The organism is Neobacillus sp. CF12, from assembly GCF_030348765.1.
In the GTDB taxonomy this organism is placed as follows: Bacteria; Bacillota; Bacilli; order Bacillales; family Cytobacillaceae; genus Neobacillus.
This window is the reverse complement of sequence record NZ_JAUCEU010000007.1, coordinates 5,238,412-5,262,171: the sequence shown is the minus strand read 5'-3', so window position 1 is coordinate 5,262,171 and position 23,760 is coordinate 5,238,412. Positions and strand designations below refer to the sequence as shown.

General features: G+C 39.5%; 20 protein-coding genes, 1 tRNA gene and 1 riboswitch. Of the genes, 1 reads left to right on the top strand and 20 read right to left on the bottom strand.

Annotation, left to right across the window (positions count from 1 at the left end; translation table 11 throughout):
• Nucleotides 1-45 precede the first annotated feature (45 nt).
• From yihA to QUG14_RS24995, 18 genes are all read right to left on the bottom strand, one after another.
• Entirely contained in the window at nucleotides 46-627 is a 582-nt protein-coding gene (gene yihA, locus QUG14_RS25080) for a ribosome biogenesis GTP-binding protein YihA/YsxC (protein WP_251634529.1), read from the bottom strand.
• The gene (gene lon / locus QUG14_RS25075; protein ID WP_289343179.1) at nucleotides 627-2,951 is read right to left on the bottom strand and encodes an endopeptidase La; all 2,325 of its coding nucleotides are present in this window, start codon (nucleotides 2,949-2,951) and stop codon (nucleotides 627-629) included. Before lon ends, yihA begins: the two co-directional genes overlap by 1 nt.
• Before the next feature lie 209 nt (nucleotides 2,952-3,160).
• Entirely contained in the window at nucleotides 3,161-4,828 is a 1,668-nt protein-coding gene (gene lonB, locus QUG14_RS25070; RefSeq protein ID WP_289343178.1) for an ATP-dependent protease LonB, read from the bottom strand.
• A 161-nt stretch (nucleotides 4,829-4,989) separates the two neighbouring features.
• Complete coding sequence (gene clpX, locus QUG14_RS25065; RefSeq protein WP_289343177.1) at nucleotides 4,990-6,252, bottom strand: ATP-dependent protease ATP-binding subunit ClpX; 1,263 nt, start codon at nucleotides 6,250-6,252, stop codon at nucleotides 4,990-4,992.
• Between the two features lie 409 nt (nucleotides 6,253-6,661).
• Nucleotides 6,662-7,939, bottom strand: a complete 1,278-nt coding sequence (gene tig, locus QUG14_RS25060; protein WP_289343175.1) for a trigger factor — start codon at nucleotides 7,937-7,939, stop codon at nucleotides 6,662-6,664.
• 166 nt (nucleotides 7,940-8,105) lie between these two features.
• Nucleotides 8,106-9,131: a tetratricopeptide repeat protein gene (locus QUG14_RS25055; protein WP_289343174.1), complete on the bottom strand. Its 1,026-nt coding sequence runs from the start codon at nucleotides 9,129-9,131 to the stop codon at nucleotides 8,106-8,108.
• Between the two features lie 354 nt (nucleotides 9,132-9,485).
• Nucleotides 9,486-9,562 (bottom strand) — tRNA-Arg (locus QUG14_RS25050).
• Between the two features lie 721 nt (nucleotides 9,563-10,283).
• A complete protein-coding gene (locus QUG14_RS25045) occupies nucleotides 10,284-10,805 on the bottom strand; it encodes a metallophosphoesterase family protein (RefSeq protein ID WP_289343173.1) in 522 nt (173 codons plus the stop codon).
• Nucleotides 10,806-10,807: 2 nt separating this feature from the next.
• Nucleotides 10,808-11,416 (bottom strand): XTP/dITP diphosphatase, encoded by a 609-nt coding sequence (locus QUG14_RS25040; protein WP_289343172.1) that lies wholly within the window; start codon nucleotides 11,414-11,416, stop codon nucleotides 10,808-10,810.
• Nucleotides 11,417-11,428: 12 nt separating this feature from the next.
• Nucleotides 11,429-12,181: a ribonuclease PH gene (gene rph, locus QUG14_RS25035; protein WP_289343171.1), complete on the bottom strand. Its 753-nt coding sequence runs from the start codon at nucleotides 12,179-12,181 to the stop codon at nucleotides 11,429-11,431.
• A 131-nt stretch (nucleotides 12,182-12,312) separates the two neighbouring features.
• Nucleotides 12,313-13,359, bottom strand: coding sequence for a GerMN domain-containing protein (locus QUG14_RS25030; RefSeq protein ID WP_289343170.1), 1,047 nt, complete (start codon nucleotides 13,357-13,359; stop codon nucleotides 12,313-12,315).
• 136 nt (nucleotides 13,360-13,495) lie between these two features.
• On the bottom strand, nucleotides 13,496-14,290 hold the full coding sequence (gene racE, locus QUG14_RS25025; protein WP_289343169.1) for a glutamate racemase: 795 nt from the start codon (nucleotides 14,288-14,290) through the stop codon (nucleotides 13,496-13,498).
• Between the two features lie 201 nt (nucleotides 14,291-14,491).
• Nucleotides 14,492-14,941 carry a MarR family winged helix-turn-helix transcriptional regulator gene (locus QUG14_RS25020; protein WP_289344231.1) on the bottom strand — a complete coding sequence of 150 codons (450 nt, stop codon included), beginning with the start codon at nucleotides 14,939-14,941 and terminating at the stop codon, nucleotides 14,492-14,494.
• A 181-nt stretch (nucleotides 14,942-15,122) separates the two neighbouring features.
• Nucleotides 15,123-15,347, bottom strand: coding sequence for a spore germination transcription factor GerE (gene gerE, locus QUG14_RS25015; RefSeq protein ID WP_009796032.1), 225 nt, complete (start codon nucleotides 15,345-15,347; stop codon nucleotides 15,123-15,125).
• 164 nt (nucleotides 15,348-15,511) lie between these two features.
• On the bottom strand, nucleotides 15,512-16,099 hold the full coding sequence (locus tag QUG14_RS25010) for a class D sortase (RefSeq protein WP_289344230.1): 588 nt from the start codon (nucleotides 16,097-16,099) through the stop codon (nucleotides 15,512-15,514).
• A gap of 120 nt (nucleotides 16,100-16,219) precedes the next feature.
• Nucleotides 16,220-16,981 (bottom strand): succinate dehydrogenase iron-sulfur subunit, encoded by a 762-nt coding sequence (sdhB, locus tag QUG14_RS25005; RefSeq protein ID WP_289343168.1) that lies wholly within the window; start codon nucleotides 16,979-16,981, stop codon nucleotides 16,220-16,222.
• A gap of 6 nt (nucleotides 16,982-16,987) precedes the next feature.
• The gene (sdhA, locus tag QUG14_RS25000; protein WP_289343167.1) at nucleotides 16,988-18,745 is read right to left on the bottom strand and encodes a succinate dehydrogenase flavoprotein subunit; all 1,758 of its coding nucleotides are present in this window, start codon (nucleotides 18,743-18,745) and stop codon (nucleotides 16,988-16,990) included.
• 61 nt (nucleotides 18,746-18,806) lie between these two features.
• A complete protein-coding gene (locus tag QUG14_RS24995; protein WP_289343166.1) occupies nucleotides 18,807-19,415 on the bottom strand; it encodes a succinate dehydrogenase cytochrome b558 subunit in 609 nt (202 codons plus the stop codon).
• A gap of 446 nt (nucleotides 19,416-19,861) precedes the next feature.
• Between QUG14_RS24995 and QUG14_RS24990 the strand changes: the two genes are divergently transcribed.
• Nucleotides 19,862-20,314: a YslB family protein gene (locus tag QUG14_RS24990; protein WP_289343165.1), complete on the top strand. Its 453-nt coding sequence runs from the start codon at nucleotides 19,862-19,864 to the stop codon at nucleotides 20,312-20,314.
• Nucleotides 20,315-20,358: 44 nt separating this feature from the next.
• Here the strand turns inward: QUG14_RS24990 and QUG14_RS24985 are convergent, their stop codons facing one another.
• Both QUG14_RS24985 and uvrC read right to left on the bottom strand, forming a co-directional pair.
• Entirely contained in the window at nucleotides 20,359-21,582 is a 1,224-nt protein-coding gene (locus tag QUG14_RS24985) for an aspartate kinase (protein ID WP_289343164.1), read from the bottom strand.
• A 128-nt stretch (nucleotides 21,583-21,710) separates the two neighbouring features.
• A riboswitch (Lysine riboswitch) is annotated at nucleotides 21,711-21,889 on the bottom strand.
• 71 nt (nucleotides 21,890-21,960) lie between these two features.
• Nucleotides 21,961-23,733 carry an excinuclease ABC subunit UvrC gene (uvrC, locus tag QUG14_RS24980; RefSeq protein ID WP_289343163.1) on the bottom strand — a complete coding sequence of 591 codons (1,773 nt, stop codon included), beginning with the start codon at nucleotides 23,731-23,733 and terminating at the stop codon, nucleotides 21,961-21,963.
• Nucleotides 23,734-23,760: the final 27 nt, after the last annotated feature.

Below are 23,760 nucleotides of genomic sequence, written 5' to 3'. Positions count from 1 at the left end.
AATAACGAAAAAGACGTATGCCAATTCATACGTCTTTTTCCTCGACTACATATAACTCTGCAAAATCGACCACGCTTTATCTTTTCCTTCACCGGTTTCGGATGAGAAGAGGACGATGTGGTCATTTTCGTCTATATCGAGGGTTTCTTTTGTGACTTTTAAGTATTTCTGCCACTTTCCTCTTGGAATTTTATCTGCTTTCGTCGCAATGACAACACATGGAATATCATAATGCTTAAGGAAATCATACATCATGACATCATCCTGTGTTGGCGGGTGCCGTAGATCCACAATCAAAACTGCCGCTCTTAATTGCTCGCGGGAGGTAAAATACGTTTCAATCATCTTTCCCCAGGCTGCCCGCTCCGACTTGGATACCTTAGCATAGCCATATCCAGGGACATCGACAAAATGGAGAATTTCGTTAATAAGATAAAAATTCAATGTTTGTGTTTTACCAGGCTTTGAAGAGATTCTCGCTAAGCCCTTTCGATTAAGCATTTTATTGATAAACGATGACTTGCCCACATTAGACCGTCCGGCTAATGCAAACTCTGGCAAGTCTGTTTCTGGGTACTGCGCTGGCCTTACGGCACTGATGACAATATCGGAACTAACTACTTTCATTACAATCCACCTTCTACGAGTGCATGCCGTAAAACTTCATCGACATGCGAAACAAGCACAAACTCTATTTCATTTCTAACACTTTCTGGGATATCATCAATATCCATTTCATTGTCTTTTGGAAGAATCACCTTTGTTAAACCAGCTCGATGAGCACTGAGCGTTTTTTCTTTTAAACCGCCAATTGGCAGCACACGTCCTCTTAGCGTGATTTCTCCGGTCATTCCCACCTCACGACGGATTGCCTTGCCTGTAAGGGCAGACACCAGTGCGGTCGCCATTGTAATCCCTGCGGATGGACCATCTTTTGGTACAGCACCTTCTGGGACGTGAATGTGAACATCATATTTTTCATGAAAATCTTCTTCAATTCCTAACTCACCAGCTTTAGAACGAATATAACTAAAGGCAGCCTGCGCTGATTCTTTCATCACGTCCCCAAGCTTTCCTGTTAACACAAGTCTTCCTTTACCAGGAGAAAGAGAAACTTCGATTTGCAGTGTATCTCCGCCAACAGTCGTATAGGCTAGACCTGTTGCAACACCGACTTGATCCTCTGTTTCAGCCTGACCGTAGCGGAACTTTGGTTTACCTAGGAATTCCTCCACATTCTTTTCCGTGACAATAACCCGTTTCTTTTCGCCAGAAACAACAATTTTTGCTGTCTTACGGCAGATGGTTGCCATTTGTCTCTCAAGGCTACGGACCCCAGCTTCACGGGTATAGTATCTTACTACCTTAAGAATTGCATCATCTCGTACCTGAAGAATCCCTTTCGAAAGTCCATTTTCTATGATTTGCTTTGGCAGCAAATGATCTCTGGTGATATGAACTTTTTCGATTTCCGTATAGCCAGCAATAGTGATAATTTCCATTCTGTCTAAAAGTGGACCCGGAATTGTCGATAGGTTATTCGCAGTCGCAATGAACATAACTTTCGATAGGTCGTACGTTTCTTCAATATAATGGTCACTGAAATTATGGTTTTGTTCTGGATCTAACACCTCAAGCATTGCGGAAGAAGGATCGCCGCGGAAGTCGCTTGACATTTTATCAATCTCATCCAATAAAAAGACTGGATTAATCGTGCCTGCTTTTTTCATTCCTTGAATAATCCGGCCTGGCATCGCACCAACATAGGTTCTACGATGACCGCGAATCTCGGATTCATCACGAACTCCACCAAGAGAAACACGGACAAAATTACGATTTAATGAGGTTGCAATCGATCGCGCTAAGCTTGTTTTCCCTACTCCAGGAGGTCCTGCTAAACAAAGAATCGGTCCTTTTAGGGAATTCGTCAGCTTTTGAACAGCTAAAAACTCCAAGACACGTTCCTTTACTTTTTCTAGACCAAAATGATCCTGATTGAGAATTTTTTCTGCACGAAGAATGTCGATATCATCATTTGTTTTCTTTGACCATGGAATCGTAATCAGCCATTCAATATAGTTTCTAATTACGGCGCTTTCTGCTGAACTTGATGGTACCTTTTCGTAGCGGTCTAGTTCTTTTAGTGCAGTCTGCTGAACCTGCTCAGGCATACCGGCATTTTTAATTTTTTCAGTTAGTTCAGCTACTTCACCTGTTTTGCCTTCTTTGTCTCCCAATTCCTTCTGAATGGCTTTCATTTGTTCACGCAAATAATATTCTTTTTGCGTTCTTTCCATTGACCGTTTCACACGCTGCCCAATCTTCTTCTCGAGATTTAGGACTTCTTTTTCATTCTGAATGGTATCAATTACCATATTCATTCTTTGCTTAACATCGATCGTTTCAAGAATTTCTTGTTTTTCTTTCAGTTTGATTGGCAAATGAGAAGAGATAATATCTGCCATTCTTCCTGGTTCCTCAATATCTACCACCGAGGCATAGGTTTCGGCTGAGATTTTTTTGGATAACTTTATGTATTGCTCGAAATACTCAAGCATTGTTCTCATTAATGCCTGATCTTCAACATCCTTTGTTGTAGGTTCATCGAATGTCACGATGCTGACCGCATAATATTCGTCCTCATCATGAAACGATTCAATTTTTGCTCTGTTTAGTCCCTCAACTAATACCCTAATCGTGCCATTCGGGAGCTTTAGCATTTGTTTAACCTTCGTTAACGTACCAATTTGATATAGATCCTCTTCAGATGGATCATCTATTGCAATATCCTTTTGAGTGGTTAAAAAAATTAAATGGTCATCTACCATCGCTTTTTCTAGGGCTTCAACCGACCTTTCACGCCCAACATCTAAATGAAGGACCATTGTCGGATATACTAGCAACCCCCGAAGCGGCAGGAGGGGGACGATCAATTCTCTATCTTTCGCCATTAAATTGCACCTCCACATGCATAAATCAATCATACCTGCTTTTAAAAGCGGAAATCGTCTTTGTACAATTCTATCTCATTTGCAAATATGTGTCTAATAATACGAAAGTGACAGAAATAAGTTTGTCAATATATTATTAATTTTCCCCAAGTAAGAGGATTTCTTTCATTAAAAAACACTTCGGCTGGAACCACCCGAAGTGTTAGCTTTTAAATTGATTCTTTTTTAGAAAGTTCGATTGAAGCTGGGATGACCTGACTAATTGGCTGGTTATTGACGAGTGCAATGTCAAAAACCTCACTCAAATGGGAAACAGGAACAATCCGAATTCCTTTTATTTCATTTAAAATCGATTGCATATTTTCTTCAGGGATGATAACCGTTGTTGCTCCCGCTTTTTGCGCAGCCTTTACCTTCGGGTATACACCGCCGATCGGCTTCACATTTCCATGAATGCTAATTTCTCCTGTCATCGCCACTTTGTTATCAATCGGTATTTTGTAAATGGCAGAATAAATCCCCGTTGCCATCGCAATTCCAGCGGACGGACCATCAATCGGAACACCGCCTGGAAAATTCACATGAATATCGAAATCGCCTGCTGGGACACCCATTGACCGTAGAACGGTGATAACATTTTCAATCGAACCTCGCGCCATACTTTTTCTGCGGATTGATTTCCCTTGTCCGCCAATACTTTCTTCATCGACAATCCCGGTAATATTAATTGTTCCTTTATCCTTGGCAGGAATGACCATTACCTCGATTTCAAGCAACGCACCTGTATTTGGACCATAAACAGCTAGTCCATTTACAAGCCCAATCCGGGAATCATCATTAATCTTTCTTTCCATTCTTGGTGATAATTGACTGGAATGTGCTACCCATTCTAAATCTTCATCTCTAATAAAATTCCGCTCATCCGTAATCGCAAGCCCTGCAGAAATTTGAATCATATTAACGGCTTCTCGCCCATTCCTAGCATATGTAGATAAAATATCTAATCCAGTTTCACTAATGTCCAGTTTCACTTTATCAGCTGCTTTTTTGCCAACTTCAATGATTTCTTCTTGGGTTAAATCTCTAAAGAATACTTCCATACACCGTGATCGAATCGCTGGCGGTATTTCACTTGGAGTCCTAGTTGTTGCACCAATTAAGCGAAAGTCTGCCGGCAGTCCATTTTTAAAAATATCATGGATATGCGTAGGAATTTGTGTGTTTTCCTCATGGTAATAGGCACTTTCAAGAAATACTTTTCGATCCTCAAGAACTTTTAATAGCTTGTTCATTTGAATCGAATGAAGCTCGCCAATCTCATCAATGAATAGCACGCCCCCATGTGCGTTCGTAACTGCGCCTTGCTTTGGCTGTGGAATTCCTGCCTGCCCCATCGCCCCTGCACCCTGATAAATCGGATCATGTACAGAGCCAATTAACGGGTCGGCGATGCCTCGTTCGTCAAATCGAGCAGTTGTTGCATCCAATTCAATAAATACAGAGTTTTGTTTGAAAGGTGATTTTTGAACTTTTTTTGCTTCTTCTAAGACTAAGCGGGCAGCAGCTGTTTTTCCTACCCCAGGTGGTCCATAAATAATGACATGCTGTGGATTTGGGCCACATAATGCTGCTTTCAATGACTTGATTCCATCTTCTTGTCCAACAATATCATCGAAGCTTGTAGGGCGTACTTTCTCAGATAATGGTTCTGTTAATGAAATCGATCTCATTTTTCGGAGCTGTTCCATTTCCTTACGGGATTCCCGATCAATGGAAACCTTTTGTGTCCGTTGGTTCCTTAGCAAATTCCAGAAATACAGCCCAATAATAATTCCAAAAAACAGCTGTATAAATAAGGCAATCCCCGTCCAACTCATATTTTTCCCTCCTGCTACAAGTAAACTTGGCTAGATATTTATAAGTATTTCCTGCATGGAGATGGAATAAACCACAATTTGTAAGAAACTGTTTTTGTTGGCATGTATAAATATCAAAAAAAGAACCCAGCTAATCACTGGGTCCTTTGAATATACCTTTATTATGCTGATTTTTCTTCTGCGACAACGGTACCGTCTTCTAAGACAAGCTTTGGAAGACTATTGTCGATGACCGTTTCTTTTGTAATGATACATTTTTGAATATCATTACGAGAAGGAAGGTCAAACATGACATCCAGCATGATTCCTTCAATAATAGAACGCAATCCGCGGGCACCTGTTTTACGTTCAATCGCTTTCTTCGCGATTTCGTTCAATGCGCCTTCTTCGAATTCTAATTCTACTTCATCGATTTCCAGCATTTTTTGATATTGCTTAACTAAAGCATTCTTAGGCTTCGTTAAGATTTCAATCAATGCAGACTCATCTAACTGCTCAAGACTTGCAATGACAGGCAGACGGCCGATGAATTCAGGAATTAAACCGAAACGGAGTAAATCCTCAGGTAAAACTTTAGAAAGAAGCTCTTTCTGAGTAATATCCTGTTGTTGCTTAACATCAGAACCAAATCCAATAACCTTTTGGCCTAAACGGCGCTTAATAATTGGTTCGATTCCATCAAATGCACCACCACAGATAAATAAAATATTCGTAGTATCGATTTGAATAAATTCCTGATGTGGATGTTTACGACCGCCTTGTGGTGGAACGCTTGCAACCGTACCTTCGAGAATTTTTAATAGTGCTTGCTGTACACCTTCACCAGATACATCTCTTGTGATGGAAGGATTTTCTGATTTACGGGCAATTTTATCGATTTCATCGATATAGATAATTCCCTTTTCAGCTTTCTCCACATCATAATCAGCAGATTGAATTAATTTTAACAGAATATTTTCAACGTCTTCCCCTACATATCCTGCTTCAGTAAGAGACGTTGCATCTGCAATCGCAAACGGAACATTAAGAATCCGCGCTAATGTCTGAGCTAATAAAGTTTTACCACTTCCAGTTGGTCCAATCATACAGATATTACTCTTAGAGAGTTCAACGTCATCAATCTTACTGTTTGAATTGATACGCTTGTAATGATTATAAACTGCAACCGATAGCGATTTTTTAGCTTGGTCCTGACCAATGACGTACTCATCAAGGATCTCACAGATTTCTTTTGGCTTCGGAACATCCTTAAATTCTACTTCTTCTTCTGTTCCTAGCTCTTCTTCAACGATTTCTGTGCAAAGCTCGATACACTCGTCACATATATAAACACCTGGTCCGGCGACCAACTTACGTACTTGGTCTTGTGTCTTTCCACAGAAGGAACACTTTAATTGTCCTTTTTCATCATTAAATTTAAACAATTCTTTCACCCCTTGAAAACGTGTTATAACCATATTTAAAGTTGCGTAACACAAACAAAATCCGTTTTTATTTCGATACTATTCAGTGGTATGTATTGCATTGTAACACATGGACCCAGCGTACTGGTAATAAAAAGCCTTCTACAACTATGTTTTTTAAGAAGCGGATTTTTGTTTGGACACTCTTTAAATAATTCCTATGTACCCATTAAGCATAACCACTTTTTATTAAAATCAATCTTACATGAAGCGTGTTTTACTTAATTCGATATGTAATTCTGTTTTTCCTGCAGGAGGATTTATGTTTCCTGCTTGTTAAAAAGGTTTCCCTGTACTTATTATAATATGTAATTGAAAAAATGTATAAAAACAGGCACGATAAAATCGTGCCATGTTTTAACAATAGTTATTATTTTTTATTTTCGATTAAGAATTCAACCGCTTTTTGCTTTTGAAGATCGCCTTTGATTCCATCTAAGCCGCCTAGTGCTGCTTTGATGTTATCAACTGTCATGTTGTACATTCCAGCCATTTTTTCAAGTTCAGCATTAACATCTTCGTCTGAAACTTCAATGTTTTCAGCTTTTACAATTGCCTCAAGTGTTAAAGCAACACGAACGCGGTTTACTGCTTCTTCTTTCATTTGGCCACGTAGTGCATTTTCATCTTGACCTGAGAATTGGAAGTAAAGCTCAAGGTTCATTCCTTGCATTTGTAAACGCTGTTCGAATTCTTGAAGCATACGGTTTACTTCGCTTTCAACCATAACGTCTGGAATTTCAACTTCAGCATTTGCAGCTGCTTTTTCTACCAATGTATCACGTAAGTTGTGCTCAGCTTCGTGCTTCTTGCTGTCTTCTAAACGAGTTCTGATTTTTTCTTTTAATGCATCTAATGTTTCAACTTCATCATCAACATCTTTTGCAAACTCATCATCTAAAGCAGGAAGTTCTTTAGCTTTAATTTCGTGTAAAGTTACTTTGAATACCGCTGGCTTACCAGCAAGTTCTGCTGCATGGTACTCCTCAGGGAATGACACTTCTACGTCTTTAGATTCGCCAGTAGCCAAACCTACTAATTGCTCTTCAAATCCTGGGATGAATGAACCAGAACCTAATTCTAGTGAATGATTTTCAGCTTTCCCGCCTTCGAACGCTTCGCCATCAACGAATCCTTCGAAATCGATAACCACTGTATCACCAAGTTCAGCTGCGCCTTCTTCTTTCACTACAAGCTCAGCTTGACGGTTTTGAAGTGTTTCTAATTCTTTTGCTACATCTTCGTCTGTTACAGTTGTGTCGATCTCTTCAACTTCTAAACCTTTGTACTCGCCTAATGTTACTTCCGGCTTAACTTGTACAGTTGCTTTGAAGATAAGTTCTTTACCTTTTTCCATTTGTTCGATATCGATGTCTGGACGGTCGATTGGCTCGATGCCTGCTTCATCAATAGCATTGCCATATGCTTCTGGAAGAAGAATATCTAATGCATCTTGGTAAAGTGATTCTACTCCAAAACGCTTTTCGAACATTGGACGAGGCATTTTCCCTTTACGGAAGCCAGGTACATTTACTGTCTTAACAACTTTATTAAAAGCTGCAGTTAATCCTTCATTTACTTTTTCCGCGCTTACTTCAACTGTAAGGACGCCAGTGTTTCCTTCTAACTTTTCCCATTTTACTGTCATACTATTTTCCCTCCAACAATCTATTATCATTTCATTCGCAACGAAATTGATAGGAATATGACTTGTCTACACAAGACATTATCCTCATTTTTTATGTAAAAAATAGTTTTACACAATAGCAACCCTTACATTATAACACAGGATTTTTTTCTTTCAACAGAGTTACCTATATATTAGGATAAGAAATTTCTTCTAATTCTCTGATTTTTGAAAGAGCCTGCTCTATTTTTTCTGGTGAAATCTCGTATTCATTTGCTAGAGCGTTTAAATCATAATCTGCTCCAAGATAACCAAGTACGAGGAAGTGAAAGGCGCACGCCCAGGCTAAGGATTCTTTAGGCTTGAACTCAAATGGATAGCTAATAAAGAAAATCCGTTCGATCATCCCTTTGATATGTTCAAAAAGACTAGGATCACTATTTTCTAATCTTTTTTCTAGTAGATTTTCGATTTCCTGCATTCTCGGCTGCGTTTGGATGTCTGGGAGTTCTGTTGGAACAATGTATAGATCTTCACTAAACTTTTTAACCATTATCTCTTTATCATATTCCTGCTCTTTTAATAAGGAGAGCAGCATGGTTTTTAGGAATGGGTGACCCGTATCTGATGTCAGATATTCTTTGATTTCTTCTATATAAGGTCGAATATTCTTTTCTGCCAAATTGGAAATCACGAGCATTTGCTCATTTAAGCTTTTTAATGATGCGAGATTTAATTCTTTTAAATCAGTATCTTCCTCTGTATCTTCACCTGAATCCTGTTGATTATTGTCGGCCATTCGTTTGCTAAATTGCAGGATGGTCAGAAAATGATCATGCCGGTCTGGAGGAATCTCCATTTCGTCAAATAAAGCTTCAATCGTTGAGACGATTTCCTGGTATTCGTGAAGCTGTATTAATATGGTTAGGTAGAGGTCAACCAAATGGAAGTAGTCGCCAATTCCCTTTAACAGCATTTCGTTAGCCAAGTCTTTGGCTTTTATATAGGCTCCAGCTTCAAAATAAGCGAGCACGAGACCTACTAAAATATCACTATTTTCCGGATCATGCTCCCTTGCCTCCTCAAGCAAGGTGATGGCTTCTTGATACCGCTTATTCTGTAGGTTCTCAAGGCCCTTATCCGTCAATCTCTTTTCGAGTCCGGGAAGGAATATTATATTATCTTTCCGTTTCGCTCGTTCCCGTTTTTTCATATGTATACCGCCCTTTTGTTTCTAGATGGAAATAAGTTTAGCATGAAATAGTGTAAAAACAAAAGACTTGTTGTTGTTTGAGGGTTTTCTGGGATAATTCAGGAATTGTTATCGAAAATTCGATATGGCTTGGTTTTCGGTAACAATCATGGTGGGATTTTCACCCAAAATCTACTACTGCGGTATTTTTGGGCACAATCATGGGGTTATTGTTACCGAAAATTCAGCTGCAACCTTTTTCGGGTACAATCTTTTGACCAAAGTTAAAAATGGAGTATTTAAGTAACTGGTATTCGTAAAAACAAAAAAACTCACCTTCGAAAGGTGAGTAATATATTTTGGTATGTAGTTAAATGGCGTCCCAGGAGAGATTCGAACTCCCGACCGTACGCTTAGAAGGCGTATGCTCTATCCGGCTGAGCTACTGGGACGTATTTGTATTTCAAAGACAAGATTTATTATATAAAGGATTTATATAAAAGTCAACACTATTTGAAGATTTTTTTATGCTCACTAGAAAAACAGGCTAATCGAAATAGAATCTGGGTTAATCCAAAGCGTTTAGAGTGACCGAAGAGCTTTAATCAATAGCATTTGGGGCATTCCAGGTGGTCTGGAGTGACCCAAGACCTTTCATAAATAGCATTTGGGGCAATGCAGGTACCCTGGAGTGACCCAAGACCTTTCATAAATAGCATTTGGGGCAATGCAGGTACCCTGGAGTGATCCAAGACCTTTCATAAATAGCATTTGGGGCAATACAGGTACCCTGGAGTGACCCAGGACCTTTCATAAATAGCATTTGGGGCAATACAGGTACCCTGGAGTGACCCAAGACCTTTCATAAATAGCATTTGGGGCAATACAGGTACCCTGGAGTGACCCAGGACCTTTCATAAATAACCCTTTGGGCAATGCAACTACCCTGGAGTGACCCAAGATCTTTCATAAATAGCATTTGGGGCAATACAGTACCCTGGAGTGACCCTGGACCTTTCATAAATAGCATTTGGGGCAATACAGGTACCTTGGAGTGACCCTGGACCTTTCATAAATAACACTTTGGGCAATGCAACTACCCTGGAGTGACCCAAGATCTTTCATAAATAGCATTTGGGTCACTCTAGGTAGCCTAATGGATAAATCCTTCCCTCATCTCTTTGGCAAAGCAAATTCATACGCTAAATCCTTTAACTCATGTCCGCTGATATCAAATACGGACATTTTAATACTCTCATCCAATAAATCTAGAATCACATAGGTTTTATCGCAGCGTTCCCTTGGCATGCGAATGCTCCCAGGGTTCAAAAACAACGTATCCCCAATGACCTCGGCACCTAAAACGTGCGAGTGCCCGAAACAGGCAATATCCGCACCAACTTCGGCAACTTTATATTTTAAGTTCATTAATGATGTCTTCACAGAATACTTGTGACCGTGGGTAATAAAGAACTTCCTCCCAGCAATCTCAGTTGTTGTTTCAAGCGGATAGCCGCCGCCGAAATCACAGTTTCCCATCACCGTTAAATAACCGCTCATTGCTTTATTGTCAGGCACCAATTCGGAGTCCCCGCAGTGGAGCATTAAATCTACTTCGTTTAAATGACGCTCCCTTAATACCTCTAGTTCTTTCGTTAAACCATGGCTATCACTTACAACAAGAACTTTGCTCATGATTATTCCGCTCTTTTCACAATAGAATCTAAGATTCCATCCAACTTTTTCAACGCATTTGCTCGATGACTGATTTTATTTTTTACATCCGCTGATAACTCTGCCATAGCACAGCCTTCTTCCGGTACAAAAAAGACGGGGTCATAACCAAATCCATTTGTACCACGTTGTTCCTCTAAAATTCTTCCTTCACACGTTCCTGACACCGTAAACGTTTCTTTCCCTGGTATAGCTACAGCCAGCGCACAATAAAATCGAGCAGTACGCTCTTCTTCAGAAACACCTTGTAATTCATCAAGTACCTTTTCAAGGTTTTTCTGATCACTCTTAGGCTGCTCGCCAGCATACCTTGCAGAATATATCCCAGGTCTGCCACCTAACGCGTCTACGATTAAGCCTGAATCATCACCAATGACCATTTTATTAAATTGCTGAGAAATTGCCTCAGCTTTCAATGTTGCATTCTCTTCGAAAGTTGCACCCGTTTCTTCAACATCCTCAATTTCGGGATAATCAAGCAGTGTTCGCACCTCTATCCCTCTTGGTGCAAATATATGTTCAAATTCTCTTGCCTTACCCGGATTTTTAGTCGCAATAATAACTTCCTTCATACTCTTGTCCCCTTATTTCTTTCTTCTAGCTTCGATTTTTGCAGTTATTTCTTCCCCTAGTGCACTTTTTTGATGTTCAAAAAGTTCCATTAGTCCTTCTTGCGCTGCACCTAACAGGTCCTGAAGTTGTTGGTAAGAGAAAGTAGATTCTTCACCCGTTCCCTGTAATTCAACAAATTCTCCATTTCCCGTCATTACGATATTCATATCAACGAGTGCTTTAGAATCTTCCGCATAATTCAAATCAAGCACAGTTTCGTTATTTTTTAAAATTCCAACACTCGTTGCCGCTAAATAATCTGTAATCGGAAACTTAAATCCCTTTTTTTCTCCAAGTCGATGGAGGGCAATGGCCATGGCGACAAATGCCCCTGTTATCGATGCAGTCCTAGTCCCGCCATCTGCTTGAATGACATCACAGTCGATCCACACAGTTCTTTCCCCCAGCGCTGTTAAATCAACAATAGCTCGTAATGCTCTGCCAATTAACCGCTGGATTTCCATCGTTCTGCCGGTAACCTTCCCTTTAGAAGACTCACGAATGTTTCTCGTTTCCGTTGCCCGCGGCAGCATGGAATATTCTGCGGTTATCCAGCCCTTCCCTTCTCCTCGCATAAAATGAGGCACTCTCTCCTCTATGCTTGCTGTACATATAACCTTTGTGTTCCCTACAGAAATAAGGACCGAGCCTTCCGGATGCATTAAATAACCTGTTTCAATATGTATGGGTCTTAATTGCAGTCGTTCTCTTCCATCAACACGCACAACTATTTCCTCCTTATGGGTGGGGAATACCTCTCCCACCTTTTTCGGCAATTCTAAAATCAAATAAAGAAGAGGAAGCCTAAAGGCAACCTCTTGCGATTATCACTATATAGTATATCAAAAATATTTTTTTAGAAACTACCTGTATTGACTTTTTCTGGACGAGTTACTGGTTCGGAAAGTTTTACACCCTTATCATTTACCAACTCAGCCTTGCCATCTACCGTAACCGCAACACTTTCAATTCCTTTTTGTTCAGTCAAAGAAAGAACAAGTGCATTTAATAAATGCTCCGAAACAATTTTTTCTTCAAAGCTTCCATAAATCGATTTATTAAAGTTCAGTGTTACTTTTCCATCCTCAATTTTTGGTGCCTCTAAAAGTTCCACGTCAGGCATAAACTCTGAAGCGAGGTTTGATTTTGAATTCGGCCCTTTTACCAGTTCATTGACAATTGCAACGATGTTATTCTTCTCGCTTGTGTTAACCCGTTTTGTAACAGGTACATAATAGTATGCATTTTCTTCTCCGCCAATATAATAAACGGTTACTGGCTTGGTGTTCGTAATATCCATAACGTCGGCAGTATCAAGATTGATACCCGTTGTTCTTGATAAGTTTTCACTGATTGGCGTACCATTCACGGGCATTTCCGTTAATTCATGGCCATTCATTTGAAGTTTTACCTTTTCAATCGTATCAAATTGAGTGAGTGTCCAAGTTATAGATTCGAGGATTTTCCTTTCATCCTCTGGCTGATAGTTCTTAAATTCCTTCGAGAAGTCAACCACCGCTACGCCATCTTTAATGTTCACAGATATTTGAGTTTCCTCTGGTAAAACTGCGCGGAAATCATTTGGCAGCATGTCTTGAACTGGTCCATTCGCAACTAAGTGTTCTAAAGCTTGCTTGGCAACCGAGGTTGTTTTCGGTAATGTCAATGTTTGTGGTACAACATACCCATCTTTATTAATTAAGTATAACTCTGTTTTCACTTCTCCTTCGACTTCTTCGCTCTTACCAGTGGTTTCCTTAGTTGGGGTGGTATCGGTTACTGTAACCTGCTTTGGTGGATCAACTTTTTTCTGCTCTTCGTTTCCGAACAAACCGCACCCCGACAATAGTAGCGTTGAAGCAAAAACAGCTGTAACTAAGGGTTTCACTTTATTTTTTGACATATTTTTTCCCTCCTAAGACAGTTTGTACTATCATGTATACGAGCCTATTAAACTAATTAGACCGCCTTTGAAAAGAAAATTAGGACATTCATTCTTTTTTTCTAAAAAAAAATAAGCTCCTGTAATGGGAGCTTAATTATAATTTAATTTTTTTCACATTATTTATGGGTACGCCCAGCCACTGTTTTGCAATTTTTGAAAAAATAAACTTTGAGCCTGTAGTATAAAATTCATGCTCCGGTTCATCCTCATCACTTTCGAGGATGCCGTTATACTGAAGGATTGCACTAATCTCCCTGGCTGTTTCATCACCAGAACTGATAACATTCACAGTTTCACCCATTACTTTTTGGATAAGTGGTTCCAGTAACGGGTAATGGGTGCAGCCGAGGATAAGAGTATCTAAATTTTGATTTTGCAACGGCTTTAAGGCTTCGACGACAATTCTTTCCGCAATCTCTCCGTCATATTCTCCACTCTCAACAAGTGGAACGAACTTTGGGCAGGCTTGTCCTGTCACAAATAATCGGCTGTTTAGTGCTTTTAAAGCTTTTTCATAGGCACCACTTTTAATTGTTCCTTCGGTGCCAATTATCCCTACCCGATAGTTCTTTGTACGCTTAATCGCAGTACGTGCTCCAGGATAGATGACTCCTATCACTGGAATACTTAGTTCATTCCTAATTTCATCAAGAACAGCCGCTGTTGCCGTGTTACAGGCAATGACGAGCATTTTTATATTTTTCCCTAACAAAAATGTTGTTAGTTCCCAAGTGAATCGTTTTACTTCTTTAAGAGTTCTTGGTCCGTATGGGCACCTCGCTGTATCTCCCAAATAAATAATCTTTTCATTCGGAAGCTGCCTCATAATCTCCTTTGCAACCGTTAATCCACCTACACCGGAATCTATTACACCAATTGGTTGTTTCAAATTTCTCGCCTCTTTTTAAGGCTCTTTTCTTAAACATTATTGCCTTTTGAGATAAAAAGCGCTTATATTAGCTACGACTTGTTCCAAAGTGCCTTCAATTGTAAGAAAAGAGCTTGCAAACTTTATTTCAAGTACAAAATAGTTTGTTCCACGTTAAAATCGGCTTTAGGATTTTAACATCAATTTTCGAAAACAGTACTTTTAACGCATATCTTGATGCAGTTTCATTAAATTGGTTTGAAGTTGTTGTATTTCTTCTAACGAGAAATTCGCCAAGACTTCCTCTAAATAAACTTGTCGCTTTTTTATTACCTCATCAATGATTCTTTCGCCTTCTTCAAGTAAGTGGATTCTAACTACTCGTCGATCCTTAGGGTCTTTCACTCTTACAACGAGTTGATTTTTTTCCATCCGGTCAACAAGATCCGTTGTCGTACTGAAAGCCAAATACATTTTAGTGGACAACTCTCCAATGGTCATATCACCATCTTCAAATAGCCACTGCAGTGCCACAAATTGCGGTGGCGTTATTTTATAATGAGTCAGCATCTCTCTACCTTTTTGTTTGATAATACCTGAAATATACCGTAAATCTTTTTCTAACCTAGCGACAATTTCCTCGCTGATTTTTTGTGAATTTTCGACAGTCATCTCTATAACACTCCTATATGAGGCGTCCCTTTGCCTTGTTTTCCTAGACTTTAGCCGTTCTTTTATCTTGCTCTTATTTTCTACTTTTTTCGCAAAAATTTCAAGTTGAAATATCCCTGCACAAAATTCATATGTATAAAATAAAAACATGAACCGGCCTCCCGTAGGAAGCCGGTCATGATTAAAGTTCTAGCTCTCCCATACGAAGGAGCTCTACAACTGCTTGTGAACGCCCCTTTACACCAAGCTTTTGCATAGCATTGGAAATATGATTTCGAACCGTCTTCTCGCTTATAAACAATTCACCAGCGATTTCCTTAGTAGTTTTATCCTGTACTAAGAGTTCGAATACTTCTCTTTCACGTTTGGTGAGTAACGGCTTGTGAGTATATTCATTCTCCTTCAAGTATTGTGACCCTCCTTGCCTTCGCCAGTTATGAACCGTGGGGTGGGTATATATTTAGTCACGATATCTTATGTGAATAGCACACCTAGAGTGACTAGAAATGCTTGAAGGAGAATAATTTTATAAAAAAAAATAATAATAAAAAAGCCCCTGAGTAAAGGACTTTAAATTGGTTTAGCATAAATGATATAACGTTGTGGTGCGTTTCCAACAAATCGGAATGGATAACATGTGATTACTATTAATTCCTCCTGCGTATTTTGCAGGGTTATAATTGACCGATCATCCGCATCCACAATTTTTGTATTGGTAAGTTCATACTTAAATTTACCGTTTGGCATAGCCACTTCAAAGATATCTCCAGGCTTTAATTCACCTAAACGCCTGAAAACCGTATCACGATGCCCAGATAAGACAATCTGCCCATTCTCACCTGGAAAGTAGGAGCCTTTGTAATGGCCAACCCCTTTTTTCAAATCATTCGGGTCGGTACCCTCAACGATGGCTAACTCAGATTTAATTTTCGGTATCGTTAATAACCCGACTGTGTCTCCAAATTTAGGAGGATCGATTTTCTTAGGGTTTTTAAAAGAATCTTCATCATCATATCTAGACTCAGCCTGTGCCACGATTCTTTTCGCTTCTTTAAGTGAAGCATCAGTCTGAAAATTAGTCTCAACGATTTGCCAAATTCCGATTCCGACTACAACTAATCCTGCCAATATTATGAATAACGGAAGCTTTCTCACGATCTATCCCCCTCAAACGAAAACTGTTACTACTAGTATACCAAATGGTAATTTAAAAGTCCAAGCCTTAAAGAAAGAAAAACCTTCTTTTCATGATAGAAAAGAAGGTTTTAAGAATCTTTTTTAAACCTGGTCGCTTCCGAAGAAGTTTCTAAATGCTTGAAGAGTGGTATCACGGTTTAATGCGGCAATCGATGTCGTTAATGGGATTCCTTTTGGACATGATTGGACACAGTTCTGTGAGTTACCACAGTTCGCAAGTCCGCCATCACCCATAATCGCTTCTAAACGTTCTGAACGATTCATCTCACCTGTTGGATGAGCATTGAATAAACGTACCTGTGACAGCGGCTGTGGTCCAATAAAGTTTGAATTGCTGTTTACATTTGGACAAGCCTCTAGACAAACACCACAAGTCATACATTTTGAAAGTTCATACGCCCATTGACGCTTTTTCTCTGGCATACGAGGACCAGGTCCTAAGTCGTATGTTCCATCGATTGGAATCCAAGCTTTTACTTTCTTTAACGCATCGAACATTCTGCTGCGGTCAACCTGAAGGTCACGCACAACCGGGAATGTTCTCATTGGCTCTAGACGGATTGGCTGTTCTAATTGATCAACAAGCGCCGAACATGATTGGCGCGGCTTACCGTTAATCACCATGGAACATGCTCCACAAACTTCTTCAAGACAGTTACTATCCCAAGTAATTGGGGAAGTAGCTTGTCCTTTTGTATTAACAGGATTTCTACGAATTTCCATTAAAGCAGAAATTACGTTCATATTTGGACGGTACGCTAGCTCAAACTCCTCTTCATAAGGAGCAGAATCAGGGCTATCTTGACGGGTAACAATAAATTTTACTGTTTTATTTTCAGACATATGTTACTACTCCCCTTTCTTTTTTGCATAGTTGCGTTCACGAGGCTTGATTAAGGAAACGTCAATCTCCTCGTAATGGAAAGCTGGTGCAGATGAGCCATCAACAAATTTCGCCATTGTTGTTTTTAAGAAGTTTTCATCATCACGGTTCGGGAATTCAGGCTTATAATGTGCGCCGCGGCTTTCATTACGATTGTAAGCACCGATTGTGATTACGCGTGCCAATTGAAGCATGTTTTGTAATTGACGCGTAAAGGTTGCTCCCTGATTGCTCCATTTGCTTGTATCTTGAATGTTAATATTTTTATAACGCTCTAATAACTCTTGAATCTTTTCATCTGTCTTTAATAGTCTGTCATTGTGGCGAACAACGGTAACATTATCAGTCATCCATTCACCAAGCTCCTTGTGAAGAACGTACGCATTTTCCGTACCACTTAAAGACATAATGGAAGCCCACTTATCTTCTTGTTCCTTCACATGACGATCAAATACAGTTGATGATACAGCATCTGAACTCTTCTCAAGACCTTTGATGTATCTTACAGCATTAGGTCCAACGACCATACCGCCATAAATAGCAGAAAGTAATGAGTTCGCACCTAAACGATTGGCACCGTGCTGTGAATAATCACACTCACCGGCAGCAAAAAGTCCAGGAATATTCGTCATTTGATCATAATCAACCCATAGCCCACCCATTGAATAATGTACGGCAGGGAAAATTTTCATTGGAACTTTACGCGGATCATCACCCATGAATTTCTCATAGATTTCAATGATTCCACCAAGTTTAATATCTAGTTCTTTTGGATCTTTATGTGAAAGATCTAGGTATACCATGTTCTCGCCATTAATACCAAGCTTTTGATCCACACAGACAGAGAAGATTTCACGAGTTGCAATATCACGTGGTACTAGATTTCCGTAAGCCGGATACTTTTCCTCTAGGAAGTACCATGGTTTTCCGTCCTTATACGTCCAAACCCGACCACCTTCACCACGAGCCGATTCACTCATTAGACGAAGTTTATCATCTCCTGGAATGGCAGTAGGGTGAATTTGAATCATTTCACCATTTGCGTAATATGCACCTTGTTGATACACGATGGATGCAGCCGAACCTGTATTAATAACAGAGTTCGTTGTTTTTCCGAAGATGATTCCAGGACCGCCGGTTGCCATAATGACAGCATCCCCAGCAAAGGATTTGATTTCCATAGATGTTAAGTTTTGTGCGACAATTCCGCGGCAAACTCCATCGTCATCTACAACCGAACCCAAGAATTCCCAGCCTTCGTATTTTGTAACTAATCCCGCTACTTCGTGACGGCGAACCTGCTCGTCCAACGCATATAACAGCTGTTGACCAGTAGTTGCACCCGCAAATGCTGTACGCGAATGCTGAGTACCCCCGAAGCGACGGAAATCTAATAGTCCTTCTGGTGTACGATTAAACATAACGCCCATCCGGTCCATTAAGTGAATGATACCAGGTGCTGCCTCACACATTGCCTTTACTGGAGGCTGGTTGGCTAAGAAGTCTCCGCCATATACGGTATCATCAAAGTGAATCCATGGTGAATCACCTTCACCTTTTGTATTTACTGCTCCATTCATACCACCTTGGGCACAAACGGAGTGGGAACGTTTTACTGGAACAAGTGAAAATAATTCTACTGGTGTTCCTTCTTCTGCAACTTTGATGGTTGCCATTAAGCCGGCTAAGCCGCCACCAACGATGATCACCTTACCCTTACTCATTGTGACTCACTCCCTTAATCCAAAAATCCGATATTTTCAACACATAGTATGAAGTTTATTTTTAAACGAAAGCTAAAAGTGTTCTAATTGCTACGATAGAAAGAACGAAGAAAACACCAATTGTAAAATATGTAGAAATTACTTGTGAACGTGGGGAAACTGTAATACCCCAGCTAACAAAGAATGACCACAATCCGTTTGCAAAGTGGAAAATAGTTGAAATGACACCAATCAGATAGAAACCAAACATGAATGGTGAAGATAGGATATCTGCCATCATGTCATAGTTTACATGTGCCCCAAATGCTGCTGCAACGCGCGTTTGCCATACGTGCCAAGTGATAAAGATTAACGTAATGACACCTGATACACGCTGTAGTAAGAACATCCAGTTTCTGAAATAACTATATTTCCCTGCATTGTTCTTTGCGGTAAAAGCAATATAAAGCCCATAGATTGCATGAAATAAAATTGGTAAATAAATAATTACAGTTTCTAGGACAATTCTAAAAGGAAGGTTCCCCATAAAATCCGCAGCTTTGTTAAAGGACTCAGCCCCTCCTGTAGCAAAATGATTGACTACTAGATGCTGCACAAGGAATAAACCTATTGGAATTACTCCTAGTAATGAATGCAATCTTCGATTCAAAAACTCTCGATTCCCCGCCATAATTAACCCCCCTTGAATTTTTAAAATGATGTTAAGCAGTTTTTTAATATTCTTTTAAGTAGAATTCAAACTTAGCATCACTGTGACAATTATGTGACATGTCCATTTTACTCCCATCCGGAAAGAGCGTCAAGAAAACGGATACACAAAAATCACATAAATATAAAATTTTTTAAATATATTGATATTATAATAAATTGTAAGATTTGTTTATAATAATGGAAATATATAGTATTAAAACCAGTAAAATTACTTTAAAAAAATTAATTTTTATCATCACTCTAAGATTTGATTTGGGAAACATAATTATGATGAAAGACAGGCTATCGTATTGCAAGATAATAATCCTTCAACACGCTAACGCTTTACACTATTTCCCATTATAAGTGTTCTTCTTTAAAGTTGTAGTTGTATATAATAGAATGGTAGAAAGAGGGGGAAGTAATATGAATGAAAGTACTGCCGTTGAACTTACTTTACAAAGTGATGAACCAAGAAATATTTCACTATTTGGTTATGAGTTAATTAGAGAATTTGTATTGCCTGAGATTTTAGGAAAAGACACTCCAGAGATTCTTTATTGGGCTGGAAAAAGATTAGCGCGTAAGCACCCATTAAACACGCTCGAAGACATCATTGAATTCTTTACAAAAGCCTCATGGGGGCAGCTCCAACTAACAAAGGAGAGAAAAGATCAAATTGAATTCGAACTAGTAAGCCCGCTAATCGTTTCTCGCGTCAAAACAAAAGCCGAACACTACTTCCAAATCGAAGCAGGCTTCCTAGCAGAACAAATTCAACTCCAAAAACAAGTCATCGCCGAAACCTTTGAACACCCAGTAAAAAAAGCAAACAAAGTCCACTTCACCGTCAAATGGGATCACAAAGACTCCATATGACGCGCAAAGTGGGGCAGCGGTGCCTGAGTCACCGCTTTTTTCTTTTATTGGTTGTCGGTGGAAAGACCAAATTCTTGGTGTAACACTTCTACGGCTTTTAGCATGTGTTTTTCTTCGACTACGGCTGAGACTTTGATTTCTGAGGTGCTGACCATTTTTATTTGAATTTGATTGGTTGCAAGCACTTCAAACATCTTTGCTGCAACTCCTGGGTTTGAAATCATTCCCGAGCCAACGATCGACACTTTCGCCAGCTTGTTTTCTGCATCAAGTTGCTCATAATTAAGAACACCTTTATTATTTTCAAGGACATTTAACGTTTCTAATAAATCATCTGTTTTAATGGAGAAGGCAAGATTAGCACTTTCTGCTTCAGTTGTGCTTTGAACGATAATATCGACGTTTAAATGGTTCTCAGCTAATGTTGTAAAGATTGTTGACAAGCTCGTTAACGAATTAGCAAGCCCTAATACGCTTACCTTTGTAATTTCATCTTCAAATGCCACTCCACGGACTACTAGGTTTTGTTCCATTGATGCTTCCTCCTCAATCACTGTTCCTTCTACTCTTTCTAGACTTGAGCGAACTTCTAACCTTACTTGATAGTTTTTCGCAAATTCTACTGCTCTCGGGTGCAGGACACCTGCCCCTAAGTTGGCAAGTTCAAGCATTTCATCATAAGACACTGATTTTAATTTACGTGCACTTTTCACATATCTCGGATCGGTTGTGAAAACCCCCGTTACATCTGTATAAATATCGCATTTATCTGCCTTTAGCGCTGCAGCTAACGCGACCGCTGTCGTATCTGAACCACCACGTCCGAGGGTTGTAATCTCGCCATCTTCCGTAATCCCTTGGAAACCTGCAACAATTACCACATTCCCAGCATTCAGTTGATGCTGTACAGACTCTGTATTAATAGTGGTAATCCGGGCATTCCCATGGACAGGCTCTGTGACAATTCCAGCCTGCCAGCCTGTAAACGAAACGGCAGGTAAACCTTGCTCATTAAGCGCCATTGATAATAAAGCGATTGTTACCTGTTCACCTGTGCTTAACAGCATATCCATATCTCGTTTATTTGGCTGCCCTGAAATTTCTTTTGCTAAATTCACCAATTGATCCGTTGATTTCCCCATTGCTGAAACCACGACAACAACCTGATTCCCCTGTTCGGTTTCAGCTTTTACCCGCTGTGCTACATTTAGTATTCTTTCTACACTTCCAACCGAAGTGCCGCCAAACTTTTGTACAATTAAACCCATCTTTTCCCCTGCTTTCAGTTTTCAGTTATAGGTTTAGCTATCATTGTATTTTTCCCCGCAAAAAAAATAAAAAGCAATGAGAGGGCATCTCATTGCTTTAAATACACAAAAAAATTTCTGCGTCGACAATGTAAGATAGCTCTCCAAGACATACAGTCTTGACAATCCGGCATTTATTCAATACAGGACCAGCAAAGAAAGAAATGAGACTTCCTTCACTTCGGCGAACATCCCCTTTCATGATTCTTCCTTGAAGCTCATCCTTCTCAGAATCATTACTATTGAAGTTCGCACCTCTACCTTCACTTCAGTATTAAAAAGTGATAGTATTTATAAATTTTCACTCATTATAGCATAGCGGTTTTTTTCTGACAATTACTAAGATTGAAGTTTTTTAATTAATTCCTCCACTACAGGGGCAGGAATACCAAGCGCACGAAATTCTTCGAATGTCGCTTCTTTCATTTTCTTTACTGAACCAAATTCTTTTAACAGTTGTTTTTTACGTTTTTCACCCACACCTGGAATATCATCTAGCAATGACTGAAAAGCGCTTTTCCCACGAATTTGACGGTGAAAGGTAATCGCAAAACGGTGAACCTCATCTTGAATTCTTTGTAATAAATAAAACTCTTGGCTGTTCCTTCCCAGTGGAATAATCTCAAGTGGATTTCCATAGAGAAGATTTGATGTTCGGTGTTTATCATCCTTCACCAATCCAGCGAGTGGAATATCTAAGCCAAGTTCATTTTCTAGGACGTCTCTGACCGCCTCCACATGTCCTTTACCACCATCAATAATGATGAGGTCAGGAAGTGGTAATTCCTCTTTTAGCGCTCTTGAATACCTTCTTCTTGTTACTTCACGCATTGATTCATAATCATCAGGGCCTTTAACGGATTTAATCTTATACTTTCGATATTCTCGCTTATTTGGCTTTCCATCAATAAATACCACCATGGCAGATACAGGGTCTGTCCCCTGAATATTTGAGTTATCAAAGGACTCAATTCGGTGCGGGGTATAGATGCCCATAAGCTCACCAAGATTCTCAACTGCTTTAATCGTGCGTACTTCATCCTTTTCAATTAACGAAAACTTCTCATTCAATGCGATTTTTGCATTTTTAATAGCCATTTTAATAAGATCTTTTTTCTGACCACGCTGCGGCTTTAGTACCTTAACTTGAAGAAGCTGTTCCGCTAAACTCAAGTCAATTTCATCTTGAATGAGAATTTCCTTTGGCTTAAAATGATTCGACTTTTCGTAAAACTGACCAAGAAAAGTCAAAATTTCTTCTTCCGGCTCATTGTAAATTGGAAACATGGAAACGTCACGTTCGATTAGTTTTCCCTGGCGAACAAAGAACACTTGCACACACATCCAGCCTTTATCGACGGCATAGCCAAAAACATCACGATCCGTAAAATCTGTCATCGTGATTTTTTGTTTTTCCATTATGGTTTCAATATGAAAAATTTTGTCGCGGAATTCCTTGGCACGCTCAAAATCTAATTCTTCTGAGGCACTGGTCATTTTCTCTGTTAGTTCTTTTTTTATTTCTTTGAAACCGCCATTGAGAAAGCGGGTAATTTCATCTGTCATTTGTTTGTATTGCTCTTCATGAACTTCGTTAACGCATGGTGCCAGGCACTGGCCTAAGTGATAGTACAAACATACGCGGTCCGGAAGGGTTGAACATTTCCGTAAAGGGTAAATTCGATCTAGCAGCTTTTTTGTTTCATTTGCAGCCATGACGTTCGGATAGGGACCAAAGTATTTACCTTTATCCTTTTTTACTTTTCTAGTAATGATTAGTTTCGGATGTCTTTCCGCCGTCAGCTTTATAAACGGATAAGTCTTATCATCCTTCAGCATCACATTATATTTTGGATCGTATTTTTTTATTAAATTTAACTCAAGAAGCAGTGCTTCTATATTGGATGAGGTAACGATATATTCAAAGTCCTCAATTTCATTTACAAGTCGAAACGTTTTTCCATCGTGTGAACCTGAGAAATAAGACCGCACTCGATTTTTCAGTATTTTTGCTTTTCCTACATAAATGATCGTTCCCTGACGGTCCTTCATCAAGTAGCAGCCAGGCTGATCAGGCAGCAGTGTTAATTTTTGTTTGATGTTTTCATTCATTCCAAGCTGCTCCTCTCCGTCTTTTTT

What these genes read in the sequence shown, in the direction of transcription:
- QUG14_RS24990 (WP_289343165.1), top strand. Translation starts at nt 19,862, where the DNA reads ATGAATGAAAGTACTGCCGTTGAACTTACTTTACAAAGTGATGAACCA.
- QUG14_RS24995 (WP_289343166.1), bottom strand. Translation starts at nt 19,415, where the DNA reads ATGGCGGGGAATCGAGAGTTTTTGAATCGAAGATTGCATTCATTACTA.
- QUG14_RS24985 (WP_289343164.1), bottom strand. Translation starts at nt 21,582, where the DNA reads ATGGGTTTAATTGTACAAAAGTTTGGCGGCACTTCGGTTGGAAGTGTA.
- QUG14_RS25020 (WP_289344231.1), bottom strand. Translation starts at nt 14,941, where the DNA reads ATGACTGTCGAAAATTCACAAAAAATCAGCGAGGAAATTGTCGCTAGG.
- QUG14_RS25040 (WP_289343172.1), bottom strand. Translation starts at nt 11,416, where the DNA reads ATGAAGGAAGTTATTATTGCGACTAAAAATCCGGGTAAGGCAAGAGAA.
- tig (WP_289343175.1), bottom strand. Translation starts at nt 7,939, where the DNA reads ATGACAGTAAAATGGGAAAAGTTAGAAGGAAACACTGGCGTCCTTACA.
- yihA (WP_251634529.1), bottom strand. Translation starts at nt 627, where the DNA reads ATGAAAGTAGTTAGTTCCGATATTGTCATCAGTGCCGTAAGGCCAGCG.
- lon (WP_289343179.1), bottom strand. Translation starts at nt 2,951, where the DNA reads ATGGCGAAAGATAGAGAATTGATCGTCCCCCTCCTGCCGCTTCGGGGG.
- lonB (WP_289343178.1), bottom strand. Translation starts at nt 4,828, where the DNA reads ATGAGTTGGACGGGGATTGCCTTATTTATACAGCTGTTTTTTGGAATT.
- QUG14_RS25045 (WP_289343173.1), bottom strand. Translation starts at nt 10,805, where the DNA reads ATGAGCAAAGTTCTTGTTGTAAGTGATAGCCATGGTTTAACGAAAGAA.
- uvrC (WP_289343163.1), bottom strand. Translation starts at nt 23,733, where the DNA reads ATGAATGAAAACATCAAACAAAAATTAACACTGCTGCCTGATCAGCCT.
- QUG14_RS25055 (WP_289343174.1), bottom strand. Translation starts at nt 9,131, where the DNA reads ATGAAAAAACGGGAACGAGCGAAACGGAAAGATAATATAATATTCCTT.
- sdhB (WP_289343168.1), bottom strand. Translation starts at nt 16,981, where the DNA reads ATGTCTGAAAATAAAACAGTAAAATTTATTGTTACCCGTCAAGATAGC.
- sdhA (WP_289343167.1), bottom strand. Translation starts at nt 18,745, where the DNA reads ATGAGTAAGGGTAAGGTGATCATCGTTGGTGGCGGCTTAGCCGGCTTA.
- QUG14_RS25030 (WP_289343170.1), bottom strand. Translation starts at nt 13,359, where the DNA reads ATGTCAAAAAATAAAGTGAAACCCTTAGTTACAGCTGTTTTTGCTTCA.